This is a genomic window from Pseudoxanthomonas sp. PXM02, from assembly GCF_014851805.1.
In the GTDB taxonomy this organism is placed as follows: domain Bacteria; phylum Pseudomonadota; class Gammaproteobacteria; order Xanthomonadales; family Xanthomonadaceae; genus Pseudoxanthomonas_A.
The window spans coordinates 224,382-243,682 of the sequence record NZ_JACVAK010000002.1 but is presented as its reverse complement, the minus strand read 5'-3'; the positions used below and the strand labels follow the sequence as shown (position 1 = coordinate 243,682).

Annotated in this window: 21 protein-coding genes; 4 read left to right on the top strand and 17 right to left on the bottom strand. The window is 66.9% G+C overall.

Annotated features, from left to right (window positions below):
* Position 1 precedes the first annotated feature (1 nt).
* The 5 genes from IB225_RS09855 to IB225_RS09835 form a co-directional block, all read right to left on the bottom strand.
* Positions 2–1,093 carry an aminotransferase class I/II-fold pyridoxal phosphate-dependent enzyme gene (locus IB225_RS09855; protein WP_192311090.1) on the bottom strand — a complete coding sequence of 364 codons (1,092 nt, stop codon included), beginning with the start codon at positions 1,091–1,093 and terminating at the stop codon, positions 2–4.
* Positions 1,093–2,565, bottom strand: coding sequence for an anthranilate synthase component I (gene trpE / locus IB225_RS09850; RefSeq protein WP_192311089.1), 1,473 nt, complete (start codon positions 2,563–2,565; stop codon positions 1,093–1,095). Before trpE ends, IB225_RS09855 begins: the two co-directional genes overlap by 1 nt.
* Positions 2,566–2,710: 145 nt before the next feature.
* Entirely contained in the window at positions 2,711–3,649 is a 939-nt protein-coding gene (gene yegS, locus IB225_RS09845; protein WP_192311088.1) for a lipid kinase YegS, read from the bottom strand.
* 278 nt (positions 3,650–3,927) lie between these two features.
* Positions 3,928–4,602, bottom strand: a complete 675-nt coding sequence (gene rpe, locus IB225_RS09840) for a ribulose-phosphate 3-epimerase (RefSeq protein WP_192311087.1) — start codon at positions 4,600–4,602, stop codon at positions 3,928–3,930.
* 8 nt (positions 4,603–4,610) lie between these two features.
* Entirely contained in the window at positions 4,611–4,970 is a 360-nt protein-coding gene (locus tag IB225_RS09835) for a DnaJ domain-containing protein (RefSeq protein ID WP_192311086.1), read from the bottom strand.
* 167 nt (positions 4,971–5,137) lie between these two features.
* On the opposite strand from IB225_RS09835, the gene IB225_RS09830 reads away from it, so the two are divergent.
* The 3 genes from IB225_RS09830 (at position 5,138) to IB225_RS09820 (ending at position 7,062) form a co-directional block, all read left to right on the top strand.
* Positions 5,138–6,064, top strand: a complete 927-nt coding sequence (locus IB225_RS09830; protein ID WP_192311085.1) for a phosphoribosylaminoimidazolesuccinocarboxamide synthase — start codon at positions 5,138–5,140, stop codon at positions 6,062–6,064.
* 95 nt (positions 6,065–6,159) lie between these two features.
* Entirely contained in the window at positions 6,160–6,492 is a 333-nt protein-coding gene (locus tag IB225_RS09825) for an SMR family transporter (protein ID WP_192311084.1), read from the top strand.
* 90 nt (positions 6,493–6,582) lie between these two features.
* Positions 6,583–7,062, top strand: coding sequence for an Mpo1-like protein (locus IB225_RS09820; RefSeq protein WP_192311083.1), 480 nt, complete (start codon positions 6,583–6,585; stop codon positions 7,060–7,062).
* Between the two features lie 67 nt (positions 7,063–7,129).
* Here the strand turns inward: IB225_RS09820 and IB225_RS09815 are convergent, their stop codons facing one another.
* From IB225_RS09815 to IB225_RS09775, 9 genes are all read right to left on the bottom strand, one after another.
* On the bottom strand, positions 7,130–7,987 hold the full coding sequence (locus IB225_RS09815; RefSeq protein ID WP_192311082.1) for an NAD-dependent epimerase/dehydratase family protein: 858 nt from the start codon (positions 7,985–7,987) through the stop codon (positions 7,130–7,132).
* Between the two features lie 6 nt (positions 7,988–7,993).
* Positions 7,994–8,365 carry a Na+/H+ antiporter subunit G gene (locus IB225_RS09810; protein ID WP_192311081.1) on the bottom strand — a complete coding sequence of 124 codons (372 nt, stop codon included), beginning with the start codon at positions 8,363–8,365 and terminating at the stop codon, positions 7,994–7,996.
* A complete protein-coding gene (locus IB225_RS09805; RefSeq protein WP_255527984.1) occupies positions 8,362–8,604 on the bottom strand; it encodes a K+/H+ antiporter subunit F in 243 nt (80 codons plus the stop codon). The genes IB225_RS09810 and IB225_RS09805 overlap by 4 nt, the downstream gene beginning before the upstream one ends.
* Before the next feature lie 38 nt (positions 8,605–8,642).
* On the bottom strand, positions 8,643–9,143 hold the full coding sequence (locus tag IB225_RS09800) for a Na+/H+ antiporter subunit E (protein ID WP_192311079.1): 501 nt from the start codon (positions 9,141–9,143) through the stop codon (positions 8,643–8,645).
* Between the two features lie 2 nt (positions 9,144–9,145).
* Positions 9,146–10,711 (bottom strand): monovalent cation/H+ antiporter subunit D, encoded by a 1,566-nt coding sequence (locus IB225_RS09795; protein ID WP_192311078.1) that lies wholly within the window; start codon positions 10,709–10,711, stop codon positions 9,146–9,148.
* Positions 10,708–11,130, bottom strand: coding sequence for a Na+/H+ antiporter subunit C (locus IB225_RS09790; protein WP_192311077.1), 423 nt, complete (start codon positions 11,128–11,130; stop codon positions 10,708–10,710). Before IB225_RS09790 ends, IB225_RS09795 begins: the two co-directional genes overlap by 4 nt.
* A 16-nt stretch (positions 11,131–11,146) precedes the next feature.
* Positions 11,147–13,978 carry a monovalent cation/H+ antiporter subunit A gene (locus IB225_RS09785; protein ID WP_192311076.1) on the bottom strand — a complete coding sequence of 944 codons (2,832 nt, stop codon included), beginning with the start codon at positions 13,976–13,978 and terminating at the stop codon, positions 11,147–11,149.
* A gap of 87 nt (positions 13,979–14,065) precedes the next feature.
* Positions 14,066–15,016 carry a calcium/sodium antiporter gene (locus IB225_RS09780; RefSeq protein WP_192311075.1) on the bottom strand — a complete coding sequence of 317 codons (951 nt, stop codon included), beginning with the start codon at positions 15,014–15,016 and terminating at the stop codon, positions 14,066–14,068.
* Positions 15,017–15,088: 72 nt separating this feature from the next.
* Entirely contained in the window at positions 15,089–15,715 is a 627-nt protein-coding gene (locus tag IB225_RS09775; RefSeq protein WP_225583678.1) for a lectin, read from the bottom strand.
* 125 nt (positions 15,716–15,840) lie between these two features.
* Here IB225_RS09775 and IB225_RS09770 point away from each other — a divergent pair, with 125 nt between their 5' ends.
* Complete coding sequence (locus tag IB225_RS09770; protein WP_192311074.1) at positions 15,841–16,383, top strand: hypothetical protein; 543 nt, start codon at positions 15,841–15,843, stop codon at positions 16,381–16,383.
* A 7-nt stretch (positions 16,384–16,390) separates the two neighbouring features.
* Here IB225_RS09770 and hmgA read toward each other — a convergent pair whose 3' ends face one another.
* From hmgA to hppD, 3 genes are all read right to left on the bottom strand, one after another.
* Positions 16,391–17,695, bottom strand: coding sequence for a homogentisate 1,2-dioxygenase (hmgA, locus tag IB225_RS09765; protein ID WP_192311073.1), 1,305 nt, complete (start codon positions 17,693–17,695; stop codon positions 16,391–16,393).
* A 10-nt stretch (positions 17,696–17,705) separates the two neighbouring features.
* Positions 17,706–18,104, bottom strand: coding sequence for a DUF559 domain-containing protein (locus tag IB225_RS09760; protein WP_192311852.1), 399 nt, complete (start codon positions 18,102–18,104; stop codon positions 17,706–17,708).
* 63 nt (positions 18,105–18,167) lie between these two features.
* Positions 18,168–19,265, bottom strand: a complete 1,098-nt coding sequence (gene hppD, locus IB225_RS09755) for a 4-hydroxyphenylpyruvate dioxygenase (protein WP_192311072.1) — start codon at positions 19,263–19,265, stop codon at positions 18,168–18,170.
* Between the last annotated feature and the right edge of the window lie 36 nt (positions 19,266–19,301).

The following is a 19,301-nucleotide window of genomic DNA, read 5'->3' as shown; positions in this document are numbered from 1 at the left end:
CTCAGGCTCCTTGTGCCTGCGAGGCGGCCATCGCGGCCCGTCCCTCTCGGTAAAGCGCAGGAAAGATCCCGGCGAACGCTTCGATGGCGGATTCCGGCGTCGCCCACGAGGTCATCAGCCGGATCACCGTGGTGCCGTCGCCACGACGCTCCCAGGTTTCGAACTCGACATACTGCTGCAGGCGTTCGACGAGCGCGTTCGGCAGCATCGGGAATACCTGGTTGCTGGGCGAATCGACCGCCAACGGTACGCCGGCCTGCTGCAGCATCTCGCGCAGCTGTTCCGCCATAACGTTCGCATGCGTGGCCAGCACGAAGTACAGGCCGTCCTCGAACAGCGCTTCGAACTGCGCGCCGACCACCATGCCCTTGGCGAGCATCGCGCCGCGCTGCTTGATGACATGGCGGAAATCCGTGCGCAGGGCCGGATTGACGATGACCAGCGCCTCGCCCAGCAGCGCCCCATTCTTGGTGCCGCCGATGTAGAAGGCATCCGCCTCCGTCGACAGCAGCGCCAGGTCGACGTCATTGCCCGGCGTGGTCAGCGCCGACGCAAGGCGCGCGCCGTCGACGTAGAGCAGCAGGCCGCGGCTGCGGCAGAACGCACCCAGCGCCTGCAGCTCCAGCGCGCTGTAGAGCGTGCCCCATTCGGTGGTGTTGGAGATGTAGACCATCCGCGGCTTCACCATGTGCTCGCCAGCGTGGCCGTCGACACAGGGCTGGATCAGTTCGGGACTCAGCTTGCCGTCGGGCGTGGCGACCGTCAGCACCTTGTGGCCGCTGGCCTCGATGGCGCCGGTCTCGTGCGTGGCGATATGGCCGCTGGCCGGCGCGATCACCGCCTCGTGCGGGCGCAGGAACGCGGCCAGCGCCACCAGGTTGGTCTGGGTACCGCCGGCCAGGAAATGCACGTCGGCATCACGACCCAGGCGATCACGGATCAGCGCCGACGCACGCTCGCTGTGCACGTCCAGCCCGTAGCCCCGATTGACCTCGGTGCTCGCCATGGCGAGCGCCTGCAGAAGACGCGGATGCGCACCCTCGCTGTAGTCGTTGCGAAGATTGATCTTCGCGGCGGGATGACCGTGATCCATCACAGCCCCTTCGCCGCTTCAGCCACGGCACGGAACAGCGCGCGACCCTTGTTCATCGTCTCGTCCCATTCCTTCTCGGGATCGGAGTCGTAGACGATGCCGGCGCCGGCCTGCACGTGCAGGCGGCCGTCCTTGATCACGGCGGTGCGGATCGCGATGGCCGTGTCGGCGTCGCCATGCCAGCCGATGTAGCCGATGCTGCCGGCGTAGACGTTGCGCTTGATCGGTTCCAGTTCGCGGATCACTTCCAGCGCACGGATCTTCGGTGCGCCGCTAACAGTGCCGGCCGGGAACGTCGCACGCAGCACGTCCGCATAGCTCAGGCCGGGCAGCAGCTTGCCGGTGACCTCGCTGACGATATGCATGACGTGGCTGTAGCGTTCGATGACGAACTGCTCGCCCACCTGCACCGTGCCGGCTTCCGACACGCGACCGGTGTCGTTGCGACCCAGGTCGATCAGCATCAGGTGCTCGGCGCGCTCCTTCGGATCGGCCAGCAGCTCGGCTTCCAGCGCGACATCCTCGTCGTGCGTCTTCCCGCGCGGACGCGTGCCGGCGATCGGACGCACGGTGACTTCGTTGTTCTCCAGTCGGACCAGGATTTCCGGCGACGAACCCACCACCTGCACATCACCGACATCGAGGAAATACATGTACGGCGACGGATTCAGCGCGCGCAGCGCGCGGTAGACATCCACCGGTCGCGCATTGAACGGCACGCTGAGGCGCTGGCTCAGCACCACCTGGAAGATGTCGCCGGCGCGGATGTACTCCTTCGACTGCTCAACGGCGGCGATGAAACCGTCGTGGGTGAAGCCGGAGACGAAGTGGCTTTCGTCCAGCACGTCGCGGGTGATCGGCGTGGGATAGGAACCGGGTTGGCGCAGCTTGCCCGTGAGCTCATCCAGGCGCGCCTGCGCACGCTCCCAGGCGTCCGGTTCACGTGGATCCGCGTGGACGATCAGGTACAGCCGGCCCTTGAGGTTGTCGAAGACGGCCACTTCTTCCGACAGCATCAGCAAGATGTCGGGCGTACCGAGTTCGTCGGGCTTGTCGCCCGTCGCCAGTCGCGGTTCGATGTAGCCGATGCATTCGAAGCCGAACCAGCCGACCAGACCCCCGGTGAATCCCGGCAAGCCCGGCAACTTCGGCACGGCGTACGCAGCACGCAGCGCTTCGACTTCAATGAACGGATCGGCGACCTCGCGCGTCTCCACGAGCTGGCCGTGGTCGTGGATCTGCAGGGTGTGGCCGCGGAAGGTCGCCACGCGGCGTACCGGCAGGCCGATGATGGAGTAGCGCCCGAAGCGTTCACCGCCTTCTACCGATTCGAACAGGTAGGTATGCGGCGCGTCGGCAAGTTTCAGGTAGACCGAGAGCGGCGTGTCCAGGTCGGACAGCACTTCACGGACAACGGGGATGCGGGTGAAACCTTCAGCAGCGTACTGCTGGAACTGGTCGTGCGAGATCAAGCGGGCTTTCCTTCCAGGACACGGTGGCGGTGTGGACGACGGCAACGGGCCACCATCGCCAGCCACGGCGTGCGGAATCTTTGGAAAGCGGGAGCGCGGGATGGGACACGGGCCTACTTTACCCGACGCATCGGCCCGCAGGCCACTAGGCGCCTGGTTGCAGACGCAACGGACAGATCGCCGGCAGATGCATGCGGACGCGGTCCGGGACGCAGTCGATGCGGAAGCGGCGGGACTTCACGGGCTCGCCATCCAGGTTCAGCGTCATCGGCTGGTCGGCTTCCAGTTCCACCCACGGCAGGCGCGTGCGGGTGGCGACGCGATCCAGCGCGGCGTGCTTGCCGTCCTTGACCAGGGTGCCCACGGTCGCCGCCACCTCGCCGGACAGCTCCGGCACGATGGTCAGGTCGAGCAGGCCGTCGTCGATCAGCGCATCCGGGCACAGCGCCTGCCCTCCGCCGGCCTGGCGCCCGTTGCCGATGCCGAGCGCGATGAAGTCGCCCTGCCAGTCGAATTCTGGCCCGCGTACGCGCGCACTCATCGGTTCGATGCGGCCGAGCTTGGCGATCCCGGTGATCAGGTAGGCCAGGCCGCCCAGCATCTTCTTCAGGCCTTCGTCGGTTTCGACCGTCACTTCGGTACCGAAACCACCGCTGGCGAGGTTGGCACACCAGTGCGGGCCGTCTTCAGCCTCGATCCGCAGCAGGTCGAGCGGGACGGGAGAGACGTCGCGAACGAGTTGCAGGGCGGACAACGGCTCATCCGGAATCGTGGCGGCGGTGGCGAAGTCGTTCGCCGTCCCCATCGGCACCAGGCCCAGCGAAGGCAGCGCATCGGCTGGCTCGTCGCGGTGGGCGAGCGTCGTCGCCACTTCGCTGAGCGTGCCGTCGCCGCCGGCGGCGATGACGGTGTCCACACCGTCGGTGATCGCCTCGGCGACGTAGCGCTCCGCGTCGCCGTCTTCCCACGTCACCCGCACGTCCAGGGCGACGCCGGCATCGCGCATCGCATGCACGGCCGCGCGCAGGTCGTCATCGCCCGCGGATTTGCCGTTGAGGATCAGGCGCCAGCGGGGTGCGGTCATGGGAGGTTCCTTGGGGGACGCGCGAGGATAGCCGCTCTTCTGTAGGAGCGACGTGAGTCGCGAGCGTTCTCCCCTGACCCAAGGCCCATCGTGGGATCGCGTGGGCTGACCGAAGAGCTCCCGACTTACGTCGCTCCCACAACAAGCGACGCCAGCCGTCATCTGTTCGTCACAGACGATCCGTAGTGTGGAAGGCCATAGCAGGGACGACGGGCGGAGGCAGGATCAGCCTCCAATTCTTCCGGGGCGGTGGCGAAGGCCATCGCCCTTCTGCTTTTTCAGGCGCGCGCGTCGGCCACGGCCTGGCGCATGCGGCCGATCACGTCGGCATAGTCCGGTGCATTGAAGATCGCCGAACCCGCGACGAAGGCATCCGCGCCCGCCGCCGCGATCTGGCCGATGTTGTCGGCCTTCACGCCGCCGTCGATCTCCAGGCGGATGTCCTTGCCGGTCTTGTCGATCATCGCGCGCACCGCACGCAGCTTATCGAGCGCCGACGGGATGAACGCCTGCCCGCCGAAGCCCGGGTTCACCGACATCAGCAGCACCAGGTCGAGTTCCGGCAGCACCCAGTCCAGCACTTCCACCGGGGTGCCCGGGTTGAGCACCAGGCCGGCCTTGCAGCCCAGCGACTTGATCAACTGGATCGTGCGGTGCACGTGCTTCGAGGCTTCCGGGTGGAAGCTGATGATGCTGGCGCCGGCCTCGGCGAAGTCCGGGATGATGCGGTCCACCGGCTCCACCATCAGGTGCACGTCGATCGGCGCGGTGACGCCGTGTTTGCGCAGCGCGCTGCACACCAGCGGACCGATGGTCAGGTTAGGCACGTAGTGGTTGTCCATCACGTCGAAGTGCACCCAGTCGGCGCCCGCCTTCAGCACGTTGTCGACTTCCTCGCCCAGGCGGGCGAAATCGGCGGACAGGATGGACGGGGCGATGATGCAGTTCGACATGGAGGGGCTCACTTGCGCTTGCGCAGGGTCTTGATGCGATCGTAGGCGGCGTTGATCTCGCCGGCCTTCTGTTCGGCCTGGCGGCGCAGGTCTTCCGCGGCGCCAGCCATCTTGTCGGGGTGGTACTGGGAAATCAGCCGGCGATAGGCCTGGTCGATCTCGGCATCGCTGGCATCGCTGGTCAGGTCGAACACACGATACGGGTTGTCGCGACTGAGCTTGAACCAGTCCTCGTCGAAGGCATGGCCGATGATCAGGCCCACCAGGCCGCCCAGCGGATGACGCATCAGCAGCCAACCCGCCACGAATCCCAGCAATTTCCCGTACCAGCGCTTCATCCGGCCCGCCTTCTCCAGCAAGACGGACATTTTACGGCACACGACGGCTCCAAGCGCCGTACACTACGCGGCCCGGTCCGGTACCTGGCCCCGCAGCAGCGGGTAGATGGCCGCCCCGGGGCACGGGCGCACGGCCTGCCGCACGCCCCCACGACGCTGTACGCCTCGATGGTTTCCGGACTCCCCAAGGAGTGTTTGTGCCCACGACGTTGCTCCAATCCGATCTGCCCGGCCTCACCCTGCGCCATCGCGGCAAGGTCCGCGACGTGTTCGACCTGCCCCGCGACCGCCTGCCCGCCGATGCACCGGGCGGCGACTGCCTGTTGATGGTGGCCACCGACCGCCTCTCCGCGTTCGACGTGGTGCTGCCCGACCCGATTCCCGGCAAGGGCGAAATGCTCTGCCAGATCTCGAATTTCTGGTTCGCCAAGACGGCGCACCTGATGCCGAACCACCTGACCGGCATTGATGTCGCCAGCGTGCTGCCGGCCGGCGTCGACGCCTCGCTGTACGCCAAGCGCGCGGTGGTGACGAAGAAGCTCAAGCCCGTGCCGGTCGAAGCGATCGCCCGCGGTTACCTGATCGGCAGCGGCTGGAAGGACTACCAGCGCACCGGCAAGGTCAGCGGCATCGAACTGCCCGACGGCCTGCGCCAGGCCGAGAAGCTGGCCGAACCGATCTTCACCCCGTCGACCAAGGCCGCCGTCGGCGACCACGACGAGAACATCGACTTCGACGCCATGGTGAAGACTGTCGGCGCCGAACTGGCCGAGCGCGTGCGCGACGCTACCCTGCGCATCTACCGCTTCGCGGCCGATTTCGCGGCCGAACGCGGCATCCTGCTGGCCGACACCAAGTTCGAGTTCGGCACCGACGAAGACGGTCGTCTCTACATCATGGACGAGATGCTGACGCCCGATTCCTCGCGTTACTGGCCTGCGGACCAGTACGAAGTCGGTACAAGTCCGCCGAGCTACGACAAGCAGTTCGTGCGCGACTATCTGGAAACGCTCGACTGGAACAAGACCGCGCCCGGTCCGTCGCTGCCCGCTGAAGTCATCGAGCGCACGCGCGCGAAGTACGCCGAAGCGCTGCAGAAACTGGCCGGCATCATCGTCGACTGACGAGCTTCCCCGCCCCGCATCCAGGCGATGCGGGGCAAGCCGGGGTTCAGCGTTCCGTGCAGTAGGCTTGCCACCCTTTCCCCGGGTGCACGCGCATGAACGCCTACGTCTATCTCGCCCTGGCCATCGCAGCCGAGGTCATCGCCACCAGCGCCCTGAAAGCCTCCGAGGGTTTCACCCGGCTCGGCCCGTCGCTGCTGGTCGCTGCCGGCTATGGCATTGCGTTCTACTTCCTGTCGCTGACCCTGAAGACCGTGCCGGTCGGCGTGGCCTACGCCATCTGGTCCGGGGCCGGCATCGTCCTGATCGCCCTGATCGGCTGGGTGGTCCTGAAGCAGCCGCTGGACCTGCCCGCAATGCTTGGCATGGCCCTGATCGTGGCCGGCGTGGCAGTGATCCAGCTGTTCTCGAAAGCCGCCGCCCACTGACCGGTCGGCCCCTGACCGCCGGCACGGCAACCCCTGCCGGGCTGGGGTATGCTCCATACCCTGCCGCATTGCCATCCTCGGGAGGGATGAATGAACGCGACCGCACAACGTCCGGTGGACCGCTGGTTCGCCAGCTATTCCGGCGATCACCGCAACGAGACCAACCAGCGCATCCACGTCTTCGCCGTGCCGGCGATCCTGTGGACGGTGGTGGCGCTGCTGTGGTGCATCCCGGTGTTCGGCACCTGGGTGAAGTCCGGCATGTGGGCGGCGCTGGCGATGTTCGGCGCGTGGATGTACTACTACAAGCTGTCGCGTCCGCTGGGCTTCGGCATGCTGGCGATCTTCATCGCGATGGCATGGCTGACGCGCTGGCTGGAATCGCTGATCGGCCTGCAGAACCTGCTCTACCTGGCCATCGCCGTCTTCGTGATCGCCTGGATCGCGCAGTTCATCGGCCACAAGATCGAAGGCAAGAAGCCCAGCTTCCTGACCGACATCACCTACCTGCTGATCGGCCCGGTGTGGGTGCTCAGCAAGTTCTACCGGAAGATGGGCTGGCGGTACTGAGTAGCGCCCTGCCTGCCCGACTGATGTTCAACAGGGCATCACCAAGGGCAGCGGAGCGAGCTCCGCTCTACGAACCCACCGCACGCCTGTCGACGATGAAGGCACGCGGCGCATAGCCGAAATCATTCCTCGCCGGCGTGGCGTCGAACACCAGGTCCTCGCGCATGCGGGCCACGGCGTCATCGGTCAGCCCGCGCATCATGCCCGCCATGCGGGCCAGCGACAGTGCACCCCGGAACATCGGCATCGGCACCTGCCACAGCTTCGCCGGTGGATCGAGCGCCGCCAGCGTGCGCGCCACCATCTCGCGATACGTCAGCGTTTCACCGCCTGGCAGCGCATAGGCACGTGCGTATGTAGCCGGCGCATCCACTACTGCGAGTGCGGCGGCGGCCAGGTCGTCGACGTGTACGGGTTGGCGCCTTCCGTCCGCACCACGCGGAAGCACGAAGCATCCGATGCGCCGTGCCATCGCCGCGATCCGCGCCAGCGTCTGGTCGCGTCCCGCGCCGTAGACCAGCGTCGGCCGCAGCAGCGTCGCCGGCGCGTCATTCGTTTCCGCCGTTTCGAAGACCAGGCGCTCGGCAGCCTGCAACCGCGCGACGATGTCGCGTTCGTATGCATCACCCGATGCCTGCTTCGTATCCACGCTGGTGGAGCCGAACGCGATCACGCGCGTTGTCGCGACCTGACCGCGCGCATACCACTGCGCAAAACCATCCAGCGGCCCCGTACTGAAGATCACGTCGACGCTGTCGGGCAGTCCTTCGATGCCCGCGAACTCTCCCTGTAGCCAGCGCACGTTCGACGACGGCGGACGCGGCGTCCGCGAGACCGCGGATACCTGCCACTGCGACGGATCCAGGCGCGCGAGCAACGCCTCGCCGATCTGGCCGCTGGCACCGAAAACGAGCGCGGTACGCATCGCGGATCAGGCGTCCGGTCGCGCGTCTTCGTTGACCGCGTCGATGGGCTGCTCGGGCTCGCCCGCCGGCATCGGCGGCCGCTCGGCCATGTGCAGCGACAGTGCGGCCTTCGCCATCAGGTGCGCGCTGATCGGGGCGGTGATGAACAGGAAGGCAGTGATCAGCAGTTCGCGCGGCTGCGGGTCGGTGCCGGTCAGCGCGTGGTAGCCGACCGACGCCAGCAGCACGCAGCCCACACCCAGCGTGCTGGCCTTGGTCGGCCCATGCAGCCGTTTGAAGAACTCCGACAGCTTCACCAGGCTGAAAGAGCCGACCAGGATGAAGAAGCTGCCCGTCGCGAGCAGCAGCACCAGCAGGATGGCGAAGATCCAGCTCATTCGACGATGTCCCGGCGCAGTACGTATTTGCTCAGCACCACCGTGCCGACGAAGCCGAGCATGGCGATGATCAGCGCCGCTTCGAAGTACACCGCCGTTCCCACGTAGATGCCGAACAGCATCAGCTGCGCGATGGTGGCGACGAACAGCGTATCCAGCGCCAGGATGCGATCGGGCACGGTAGGACCGCGCACCAGCCGATACAGGGCCAGCAGCATGGACAGTCCGATGACATGCATCGACGCGATGACGGCGTAGATCACCAGGGTTTGTGGGGTCACGGGAAGATCTCCATCAGCGGCGCTTCGTAGCGCGTCTTGATCTGGCGGATCACCTCGTCGGCATCGTCCAGGTTCAGCACGTGCACCAGCAGGTAGCGGCGATCATCGGACAGCGCCGACGACACGGTACCCGGCGTCAGCGTGATGATGCTGGTCAGCGCGGCGATACCGTGGATGTTGCCGATGTCCAGCGGCACCCAGATGAAGCCGGGGTGGATGTTCCGTTCCGGCCCCAGCACCTGCAGCGCCACGGTGATGTTGGAACGCACGATGTCCAGCGCCAGAACGCAGAACATGCGCGGGACACTGCGCAGGCGGCCGATGCGCGCGAATTCGCGATCCAGCCGCGCGGCAAACAAGGGAATGGTCAACGCGAGCAGCAGCCCCAGCACCACCTGGCCGACGCTGACCTCGTCGTTCATCAGCAGCCAGAAGCAGAACACCGTCAGGCTCAACGGCAACGACGGCAGCCAGCGCTTGCGCCACTTCGCGACCATGCTCAGGGCTCCCTCAGGCGGGGCGCGCTGGCGCGCACCTGTTCGACGTAGTCGCCCGGCGACAGCAACTGGCGCGCGGTTGCCCGGGTGTAGTCCAGCAGTGGCGCCGCCGCCAGCACCATCGCCACGCCATACCCGAGCAACAGCACGATGGCCGCCGACTCCAGCGGGCGTGACGGTGCCGCCGCAAGCTCGCTTGCAGGCGTGAACGCGGCCTGCTTCTCGGCACTCGCATCAGGCCACGGCTCGACCCGCCAGAACAGCCGCGTGCCGGCGCGTGCCAGGCCCACCAGCATCAGGAAGCTCGACCCCAGTACCAGCAGCCAGATCCAGAACGTGCGCGCACCCTCCGGAACCGCCTCCAGCACCAGCAGCTTGCCGATGAAGCCCGACAGCGGCGGCAGCCCCGACAGCGACACTGCGGCGAACAGGAACAGCAGGCCGGGCACCGTCTTGTCCGGCAGTGCGGCGATCAGGTCCTTGCGGTCGCCCGCACGGCCGCGGCGGCGGCGGATCAGGTCTGCGAGCAGGAACAGCGCCGCGCCCGCGAAGCTGCTGTGCACCAGGTAGTACAGGCCGGCGCCGATGGTGCCCGCCGTGCCCAGCGAGAACGCCACGAACAGTGTCGCCGCCGAACCGAGCACCAGATAGGCGGCCAGCGAACGCAGGCGATTGGCGGCCAGCACACCCAGCGCGGCGAGCACCAGCGTGGCCGCGCCCAGCACCAGCAACGGCGCCCAGGCGAATCCGTCGAGCGGCCCCAGCGCGCCGAAGCTCAGCGTGCCCAGCCGCAACACGGCATACAGGCCGACCTTGGTCATGATCGCGAACAGACCCGCCACCGCGGCCGGCGCATGCGTGTAGGTCTCGGGCAGCCAGAACGACAGCGGCAGCAGTGCGGCCTTCGCGCAGAACACGACGAACAGCAGGCCGGCGGCAGCCTGCACCAGCGCCACGTCTTCCGCCGGCAACTGCGCCACGCGCACCGACAACTCGGCCATGTTCAACGAACCGAGCAGGCCGTACAGCAGGCCCAGCGCGATCAGGAACAGTGTGGACGCGGCGATGTTGAAGGTTACGTAGTGCAGGCCGGCACGCAGGCGCTCGCCGCGGCCACCGCTGAGCATCAGGCCGTAGGACGAGATCAGCAGCACTTCGAAGAAGACGAACAGGTTGAAGATGTCGCCGGTGAGGAACGCACCGTTCAGTCCCATCAGCTGGAACTGGAAGAACGCGTGGAAATGCGGCGCGCGGCGATCCCATCCCGCACACGCGTGCAGCAGGCACGCAGCGCCCAGCAGCAGGCCGACCAGCAGCATCAGCGCCGACAGCCGGTCGACCATCAGCACGATGCCCAGGCGCGCCGGCCAGTCGCCCAGCAGGTAGACCGAGACGGCGCCGCCGGACGCCTGCGCGACCAGCACGCCGGACACCGCCAGCATCGCGGCTACCGACACCCACGCCACGATGCGCTGCGGCAGCATGCCGAAGCGGCGGTGCTCGAAGAACAGCGCGATCGACGCGGCGAACAGCGGGATCAGGATGGGCAGGATCGGCAGATGGCTCATGCGTGCGGCTCCGCCTCGTCGCCCTTGGCGGCATCACGGGCCTCGTCATGGCGGCGCTGCTCGCTGGCAAGGAACTGGCGCTCGGCCTTGATGCCATCGACGTGGTCGCTGTCGTTGTCGCCGCGGCTGCGGATCGCCAGCACCACGGTGACCGCCGTCATCGCGAACGCGATCACGATGGCCGTCAGCACCAGCGCTTGAGGCAACGGGTCGGTGTGGTTGGCCAGCGTCGCCGCCACGCCTTCGCGCAACACCGGCGGCTTGCCCGCCACCAGTCCGCCGCCGGCAAAGATCAGCAGGTTGGTCGCGTACGACAGCAGCGTCAGCCCGAGGATGACGTCGAAGCTGCGCGCACGCAGCAACAGGTACACGCCTGCGGCGGTGAGGATGCCGATCGCGCTCGCCAGTGCCAGTTCCATTACGGTGCCCCTCCCATCAGCGCAGTTCCCCCGTGCGGGTGGAGCGATCACCCGGTTCCAGTACGCCCAGATGCGAGATGCGCGTGCGCGACGGCCGGATCGTGCCCATCATCGACAGGATCAGCATCGCGCCGCCGAACACCACCAGGTACACGCCGGTGTCGAAGCCGATGGCGCTCGCCAGCGGCACGGTGCCGACCAGCGGCAACTCCAGGTCCAGGTGGCCACTGGTCAGGAACGGCACGCCGAAGCCCATCGACGCCACGCCGCTCAACCCCGCAACGATCAGGCCCACGCCGATGCACTTGATGTAGTCGAAGCCGAAGCGCGACTCCACCGACGCCGCGCCCTGGATCACGTACTGGATCAGCAGCGGCACCGCCAGCACCAGGCCGGCGATGAAGCCGCCACCCGGCGCATTGTGTCCGCGCAGGAACAGGAAGACCGACACGGTCAGCGTCAGCGGGAACATGATCTGCGCCAGGTCAGCGGGCACCGGCAGCTGCACGGGCGGGCCGGACACCACCTTCTCCGGCGCCATGCGTGCACGACGCAACAAGGCATGCACGATCAGCGCCGCGACGCCGAACACCGTGATCTCGCCGAAGGTATCGAAACCGCGGAAATCCACCAGGATCACGTTGACCACATTGCGACCGTAGCCTTCCGGCAGCGCGCGCGCCAGCAGCTCGCCACTGATCGGATCGCCGGTGCGCGTCATCACCGCATAGGACAGCAATGCCACGCCGACGCCGGCGACCGTCGCGATGGCGATGTCGCGCAGGCGCCGCCGCGGCGTGCGTTCCGGCGGCGAACGTGGTGGCAGGTAGTGCAGGCCGAGCAGCAACAGCGCCAGGCTGACCATTTCCACCATCAACTGCGTCAGCGCCAGGTCGGGCGCGGACAGGAACACGAAGGTCAGGCTGACCACCAGGCCGGCGCCGCCCAGCACGATCACCGCCAGCAGGCGCTGCCGGTACAGGCGGATGGTGAAGACCGTGCACGTTACCAGCACCAGCCACAGCAGCCAGCCCAGCAGCGGCATCGGCTGCGGCGCACGCCACGTCATCGGTTCGGACACACCCATCACGAACGGGGCTGCGCCTGCCGCCACAGCGGCCAGCACCATCAGCATCAGGCTGCGCTGCAGACTGCCGTTAACGAGTTTGCCGGTGAAGCGGCCTGCCAGTGCGTACAAGGCCTCCATGTTCCAGCGGAACACATTGCGCCCCCGCGATCCGCGCACGATCGCATGCAGGTCGAACAGGCGGCGCAGGCCGAAGTACAGCGCGATGCCGCCGGCAATGCCGGCCAGGCTCATCAGCAGCGGCGTGTTGATGCCGTGCCACACCGCCAGGCTGTACTCGGGCATCGCGTCGCCCAGGATGGCGCCGGCGCCCGCATGCAGTACCGGCGCCACGGTCCAGGCGGGGAACATGCCGACCGCCACGCACAGCACGACCAGCACTTCGACCGGGATCTTCATCCAGCGCGGCGGCTCATGCGGGACCACGTCGAGATCGCGCGGCCCCTGGCCGAAGAAGGTTTCGTAGACGAAGCGCAGGCTGTAGGCCACGCCGAACATGCCGTACAGCAGCGCCGCCACCGCGATGGCATTGCGCATGCCGCGATGCCCCGGGATGTCCAGCGCTTCGGCGAAGAACATCTCCTTGGACAGGAACCCGTTGAGCAGCGGAATGCCCGCCATCGCCAGCGACGCGATGATCGCCAGCGCACTGGTCCACGGCATCAGCCGCCGCAGGTTGCCCAGCCGGCGCATGTCGCGCGTACCGGTCTCGTGGTCGATGATGCCGGCCGCCATGAACAGCGAGGCCTTGAACGTGGCGTGGTTGAGGATGTGGAATACGCCGGCCACCACCGCCATCGGCGTGGAGATGCCGAACAGCAGCGTGATCAGGCCCAGGTGCGAGATCGTCGAATAGGCCAGCAGGCCCTTCAGGTCGTGCTGGAAGATCGCGTACCAGGCGCCGACCAGCAGCGTCAGTGCGCCGACCGAGGTCACGACGTAGAAGAACAGGTCCGTCCCCGCCAGCGCCGGATGCAATCGCGCCAGCAGGAACACGCCGGCCTTCACCATCGTCGCCGAATGCAGGTACGCCGATACGGGCGTCGGTGCCGCCATCGCGTGCGGCAGCCAGAAGTGCAGCGGGAACTGTGCGCTCTTGGTGAACACGCCGGCCAGCACCAGCGCCAGCGCCCACGGATACAGCGCGCTGCCGCGGATCAGATCGCCGGAGGACAGCACGATGTCCAGGTCGTAGCTGCCGACGATGCGCCCGATCAGCAGCGCGCCGCCCAGCAGCGCGAGACCGCCGGCACCGGTGATCGCCAGCGCCATGCGTGCGCCTTCGCGCGCATCCTGCCGGTGCGACCAGAAGCCGATCAGCAGGAACGAGCTGATGCTGGTCAGTTCCCAGAACACCACCAGCAGCAGCAGGTTGCCCGCCAGCACCACGCCCAGCATCGAGCCCATGAACAGCAGCAGGCAGGCGAAGAAGCGCGGCGCGCTGTCCTTCTCGCTGAGGTAGTAGCGCGCGTACATCACCACCAGCGCGCCGATCGCCAGCACCATGCCGGCGAACATCCAGGCCAGGCCGTCCAGGCGCAGAGTGAAGTCGAGGCCGATCTGCGGAATCCACGCATGGTCCGCGCGCAGGTTCCAGCCCTGCAGCACGCTGGGCGTCAGCCAGGCCAGCAACACCAGGCCCAGCAGCGGCGCCAGCCCGGCCAACCATGCGGTCGCGCCGCGCGGAAGGCCGCGCGCCAACGCCACCACCAGCGCCAACACGAATGGCAGCGCCAGCAGGATTTCAAGAAAAGGGATCATCTACGGCCTTGCAGGGAATGCGGGATTCGCGAGCAATCGGCCCGAGTTTAACAAACTCGTTCACATCAACCTGACCCTGTGTTCAGATCAGGCGAGCAGCGCGACCTCCAGGATCACCCAGCCGACAAACGCCGCTAGCAGGATGCCGCCCTCGACGCGGCTGATGCGAAGGTCGCCGCGCAGCATCGGGTACAGCACCAGCACGAAGGCGATCGCGGCGGGCAGTTCTAGCCGCACGAACGATTCCGGCAGCGCCAACGGACGGAAGGCCGCCATGCCGCCGACCACGACGAGCAGGTTGAACAGACTGGAGCCGATGACATGCCCGGCCACCATGTCGCCCTGCCCGCGTCGCGCGGCCATTGCCGCTGCGGCGATTTCCGGCAGTGCCGTGCCAATCGCAACCGGCAGCAGGCCGGTCAGCAACGGCGACAGGCCCCAGTGCGCACCGATCACCGGCGCACCCTGCACCACGAAGCGTGCGCCGTAATACAGCAAGGCCGCGGCCACGACGAAGCGCAGCAGGTTCATCCACAGCACCGTCTGCGTGTTGGCATAGGCCTCGACGTCCGCGCGCACGGCGGCGTCTTCGCGCGGTGCACGCGCCAGCAGGAACGCCAGCGAGGCGACGAAGCCGAGCAGCAGCGCTCCGCCTTCGATCCGGGTGACCACGCCGTCCAGGCCGAACACGATCAGCGCCAACGACGCCAGCGCCAGCAGCACCAGCAAGGGCGACAGCACGCGCAGCCGCACCAGCACCGGCGCCGCCAGGGCCGCGATGCCGAGCGTCAGGCCGAGGTTGACGATGTTGCTGCCCACCGCGTTGCCGAGGACGAGTTCCTGCGACCCTACCCACACGGCACGCGCATTGACCGCCAGTTCCGGCAGCGACGTGCCGAATGCGATCAGCAGCAGGCCGGCGACGAAGGGCGACGCACCGATGCGCTGGGCCAGGCCCGACGCGCCCTTGACGATGGAATCCCCGCCCAGTGCCAGCAGCACCAGGCCCAGTACGAAGTAACCCCAGGCATCCGCCATCGCCGCGCTCCCCGTCGAGTCTGCGGCGATTCTATGCCCGGCCTGCCGATGCGGCCAGCCGGGCGTCGTCGATCAGGAGCAGCCTTCCACGTACTCGACCTGCGGCGACAGGCCCACGCGCCACGAGGTGATCTTGCCGCCGGCATCGGCTTCGAAGACCAGCTTGGTGGTCGGCGCCACGTCACCAGCGTCGATGGACAGGTACTGGCCACCTTCCGTGTACTTGTGCGGCGATGCCTTCAGCGCGCCGCCGTAGAGCTTCTGCACCTCGTCGACGCTCATGCCGACCTTGCCGCCACCCGGCGCGGTTTCCTTGTCGGTGCCCACGTCATAACGGACGAACTTGCCCTCTTCCATCATGAAAGCGAACTCGGCGGGCCGGCTGATCCACTTCGGCCACAGGTAGTGGCAGGTGGTGCCTTCCATCGGTGCCCCATTGAGCTCACCGCCCCAGGCCGCTTTGGCTTCGTCGACGGTGCTGCCCAGCTTCATGTCGCCATAGCCGAGGAAGCTGGCCTGGCTCACCGGCCCGGCCGGCGCGGCCGTGTCGTCGACGGCGGGCGCAGGCGCAGGCGTTTCGGCCACCGGTGTGCTGGTCGCGGTCGTCTGCGGTTCGGCATCCGCAGCAGCTGGCGCGGGTTCGCGCTGGCATGCGGACAACAGCGTGACGACCATCACGATCGGCAGCATCGACTTCATCGGGTCTCTCCATTCCACAAACCTGAATCGTAGCGGTATCGCGTTAAATCGCCGCGAACGCAGCGCTGTCATCGGCACTTCATCGCACGCCGCTAGCCTGCGCGCGGCCGTCACTGTGCTTTCCCATGCGTCCGACGAAGACCGACCTTGCGCGCCAGACCCTGCAGGCCCACACGGGCGTGCTCGGCATGCGTGAGCGGCGCACGCTGATCCTCTGCGATGGCCAACGCGACTTGGCGGAACTGGTGCGCCTGCTTGGGCAGGACGCGCCCCTTCTGGTGCAAGGACTGGTGAAAGCCGGCTACCTCACGTCCACCGACGGCACGCGCGTGCCAGCAGCGCCTGGCATGCCGTCGCGAGTTCCTCCCTCCGCCCCGCCATCGACAGGGCCGCGACGATCCCTCGTGGCGGCGAAGGTCTACCTGTCGGGCATGCTGGAACTGCAGCGCGATGAAGGCGCGCGCCGTCATCGCGAGCGACTGCAGGCGCGGCTGGATGACGACGCAATGCTGGATGCGCTCACCGATGCATTGCGGTTCCTGGAAAGCCGGGTTGCCGCGACGCTCGCCGGACGCATTCGCGAGCGGCTGTTCGAAGCCCTGCCAGCCGATGTCCTGCAACGGATGCAGGACCAGCTGCTCGCGCAGACGGAAAGCGCGTTGCCCTGAGGGCGGTTCAGCCCTTCGGCGCGAAGTGCTTGCGCAGGCCGGCCCAGCACGCCTGGTAATCGCGCTGGCGATGCGGGGCTTCGACTGCCTGCCGCGTCGGACGGATCACGGCCCTTGTCTCGAACATGAAGGCCATCGTTCCAGTGATGACATCGGGCTTGGACAGGTCCGCGTTCGACGCCCTCTCGAACGTCGCCGCATCCGGGCCATGCCCGGTCATGCAATTGTGCAGTGACGCGCCGCCCGGCGCGAAACCTTCCGCCTTGGCGTCGTACACGCCGTGGATCAGGCCCATGAACTCGCTGGCGATATTGCGGTGGAACCACGGTGGCCGGAACGTGTCCTGCGCCACCAGCCAGCGCGGCGGGAAGATCACGAAGTCCATGTTGCCGACACCCGGCGTATCGCTCGGCGAAGTCAGCACCAGGAAGATCGACGGATCCGGGTGGTCGAAACTGATCGAACCGATCGTGTTGAAACGGCGCAGGTCGTAGCGGTACGGCGCGTAGTTGCCGTGCCAGCCCACCACGTCGAGTGGCGAGTGGCCGATGTCGGCACGCCACAGATGGCCCTGGAACTTGGCGATCAGTTCGAACTCGCCTTCGACATCTTCGTACGCCGCGACAGGCGTTTCGAAATCACGCGGATTGGCCAGTCCGTTCGAGCCGATCGGCCCCAGGTCGGGCAGGCGCAGCGCAGCGCCGAAGTTCTCGCAGACATAGCCGCGCGCTTCGCCGTCGGGCAGTTCGACCTGGAAACGCACGCCACGCGGAATCACCGCGATCTGCTGCGGCTCCACATCGATCACGCCGAACTCGGTGGCGATGCGCAGGCTTCCCTGCTGCGGCACGATCAGCAACTCGCCGTCAGCGTCGTAGAAGTAGCGCCCCTGCATTGATCGGTTGGCCGCATACAGGTGGATGCCGACGCCATGCAGCGCATCGGGCGAGCCGTTGCCGGCCATCGTGTACAGGCCGTCGACGAAGTCGGTCGGCGTTTCCGGCATCGGCAAGGGCGACCAGCGCATCTGGTCCGGCGAGACCGGGCCTGCGCTGAAGTCGCTGTGCAGCCGATGCTGCGCATACGGCGCGAACGGACCGTGCATCGCCGCCGGGCGGATGCGATACAGCCAGCTACGCCGGTTCTCCGCGCGCGGCGCGGTGAACGCCGTGCCGCTCAGCTGTTCCGCATACAGCCCGTGCGCGACGCGCTGCGGCGAGTTGCGTCCTTCCGGCAGCGTGCCGGGAATCGCCTCGCTGGCGAAGTGGTTGCCGAAGCCGGTCTGGTATCCGTCGTCAGTGGAGGTCTTCATCTCGATGCCTTTAAAGCCCCTCTCCCGGCGGGAGAGGGGTTGGGGTGAGGGGCGATGGTGAGGCGGCCCTGCAGATCGCCTCGACCACCGCTTCAATCTGCATCAGTACATCGTTGTCCCAGAACCTCAGGACAGTGAAACCTTTTGATTCCAGGAATTGCGTTCGCGCGCGATCCGCTGTTTCCGTGTGCTGGGATCCGTCGACTTCAATCACCAAGCCAGCCGACACACAACAGAAGTCCACCGTGTAGGGCGGAACGGGATGCTGTCGACGGAACTTCAAGCCGTCGATATTGCCTCCCCGCAGCACGGACCACAGTTTGCGCTCCGCATCTGTCGAACCCGCCCTCAGTTCTCTTGCCTGCTCCAACGAGCGAGTCGCCAAAGGAGGCCTGCGGTGGTTCGCCATCGTCATGCTCCCGCCCCTCACCCCAACCCCTCTCCCGTAGGGAGAGGGGCTTCAAGCAGAAGCCTACAGCACGCCGCGCTTCATCTGGTCGCGCTCGATGCTCTCGAACAGCGCCTGGAAGTTGCCTTCGCCGAAGCCTTCGTTGCCCTTGCGCTGGATGATCTCGAAGAAGATCGGGCCCAGTGCGTTCTGGGTGAAGATCTGCAGCAGCTTGCGCTCCTTGGTCTCCACGTCGGCGTCGATCAGGATCTTGTTGCGCGCCAGGCGGGCGACGTCCTCGCCATGGTTCGGGATGCGCTGGTCGATCACGTCGAAGTAGGTGTCCGGCGTGTCCAGGAACTCGACGCCCGCCTCGCGCATCTTCTCCACGGTCGTGTAGATGTCATCGGTAAAGCAGGCGATATGCTGGATGCCCTCGCCCTTGTAAGCATCGAGGTATTCGTTGATCTGGCTCTTCGGGTCGCTCGACTCGTTGAGCGGGATGCGCACCATGCCGTCGGGCGCGGTCATCGCCTTCGACAGCAGGCCGGTCTTGGCGCCCTTGATGTCGAAGTAGCGGATCTCGCGGAAATTGAACAGCCGCTCGTAATAGTCCGCCCACTTGGCCATGTTGCCGTGGTAGAGGTTGTGGGTCAGGTGGTCGATGAAGGTCAGGCCGAAGCCCTTCGGCAGCAGGTCCACGCCCGGCAGGTATTCGTAGTCCGGGTCATGGATGGTGCCCTGGTCGTCATAGCGGTCGACGATGTACAGCATGCAGTCGCCGATGCCCTTGATGACCGGCGCGGCGACGGCCTTGGTCAGTTCGTCAGCGGCATCGAAGGATTCGGCACCGTTCTTCAGCGCCTGCACGCGCGCCCACTCGGCCAGCTTCTTCACGCGGATCGCGAAGCCGCAGGCGCTGGGGCCGTGTTCGGCAGCGAAGCGGGCGGCGAACGAATCCGGATCCTCGTTGATCAGGAAGGTGCAGTCGCCCTGACGGTACGTGCTGATGGCGCGCGTCTTGTGGCGCGCGACCTGCACGAAGCCGAGCTTGCGGAAGTAGTCGTGCAGGTGGTGCGCCTGCCCCGCCGGCGCGGCGAATTCGACGAATTCGAACCCGTCGATGCCCATCGGATTGTCGAATGTCGTGGGCTGGATGCCCAGGTTGGGTTGTGCGGTCATGGGGCGCCTCGCTAGGCTTGCCGGGATTTGGTGCAT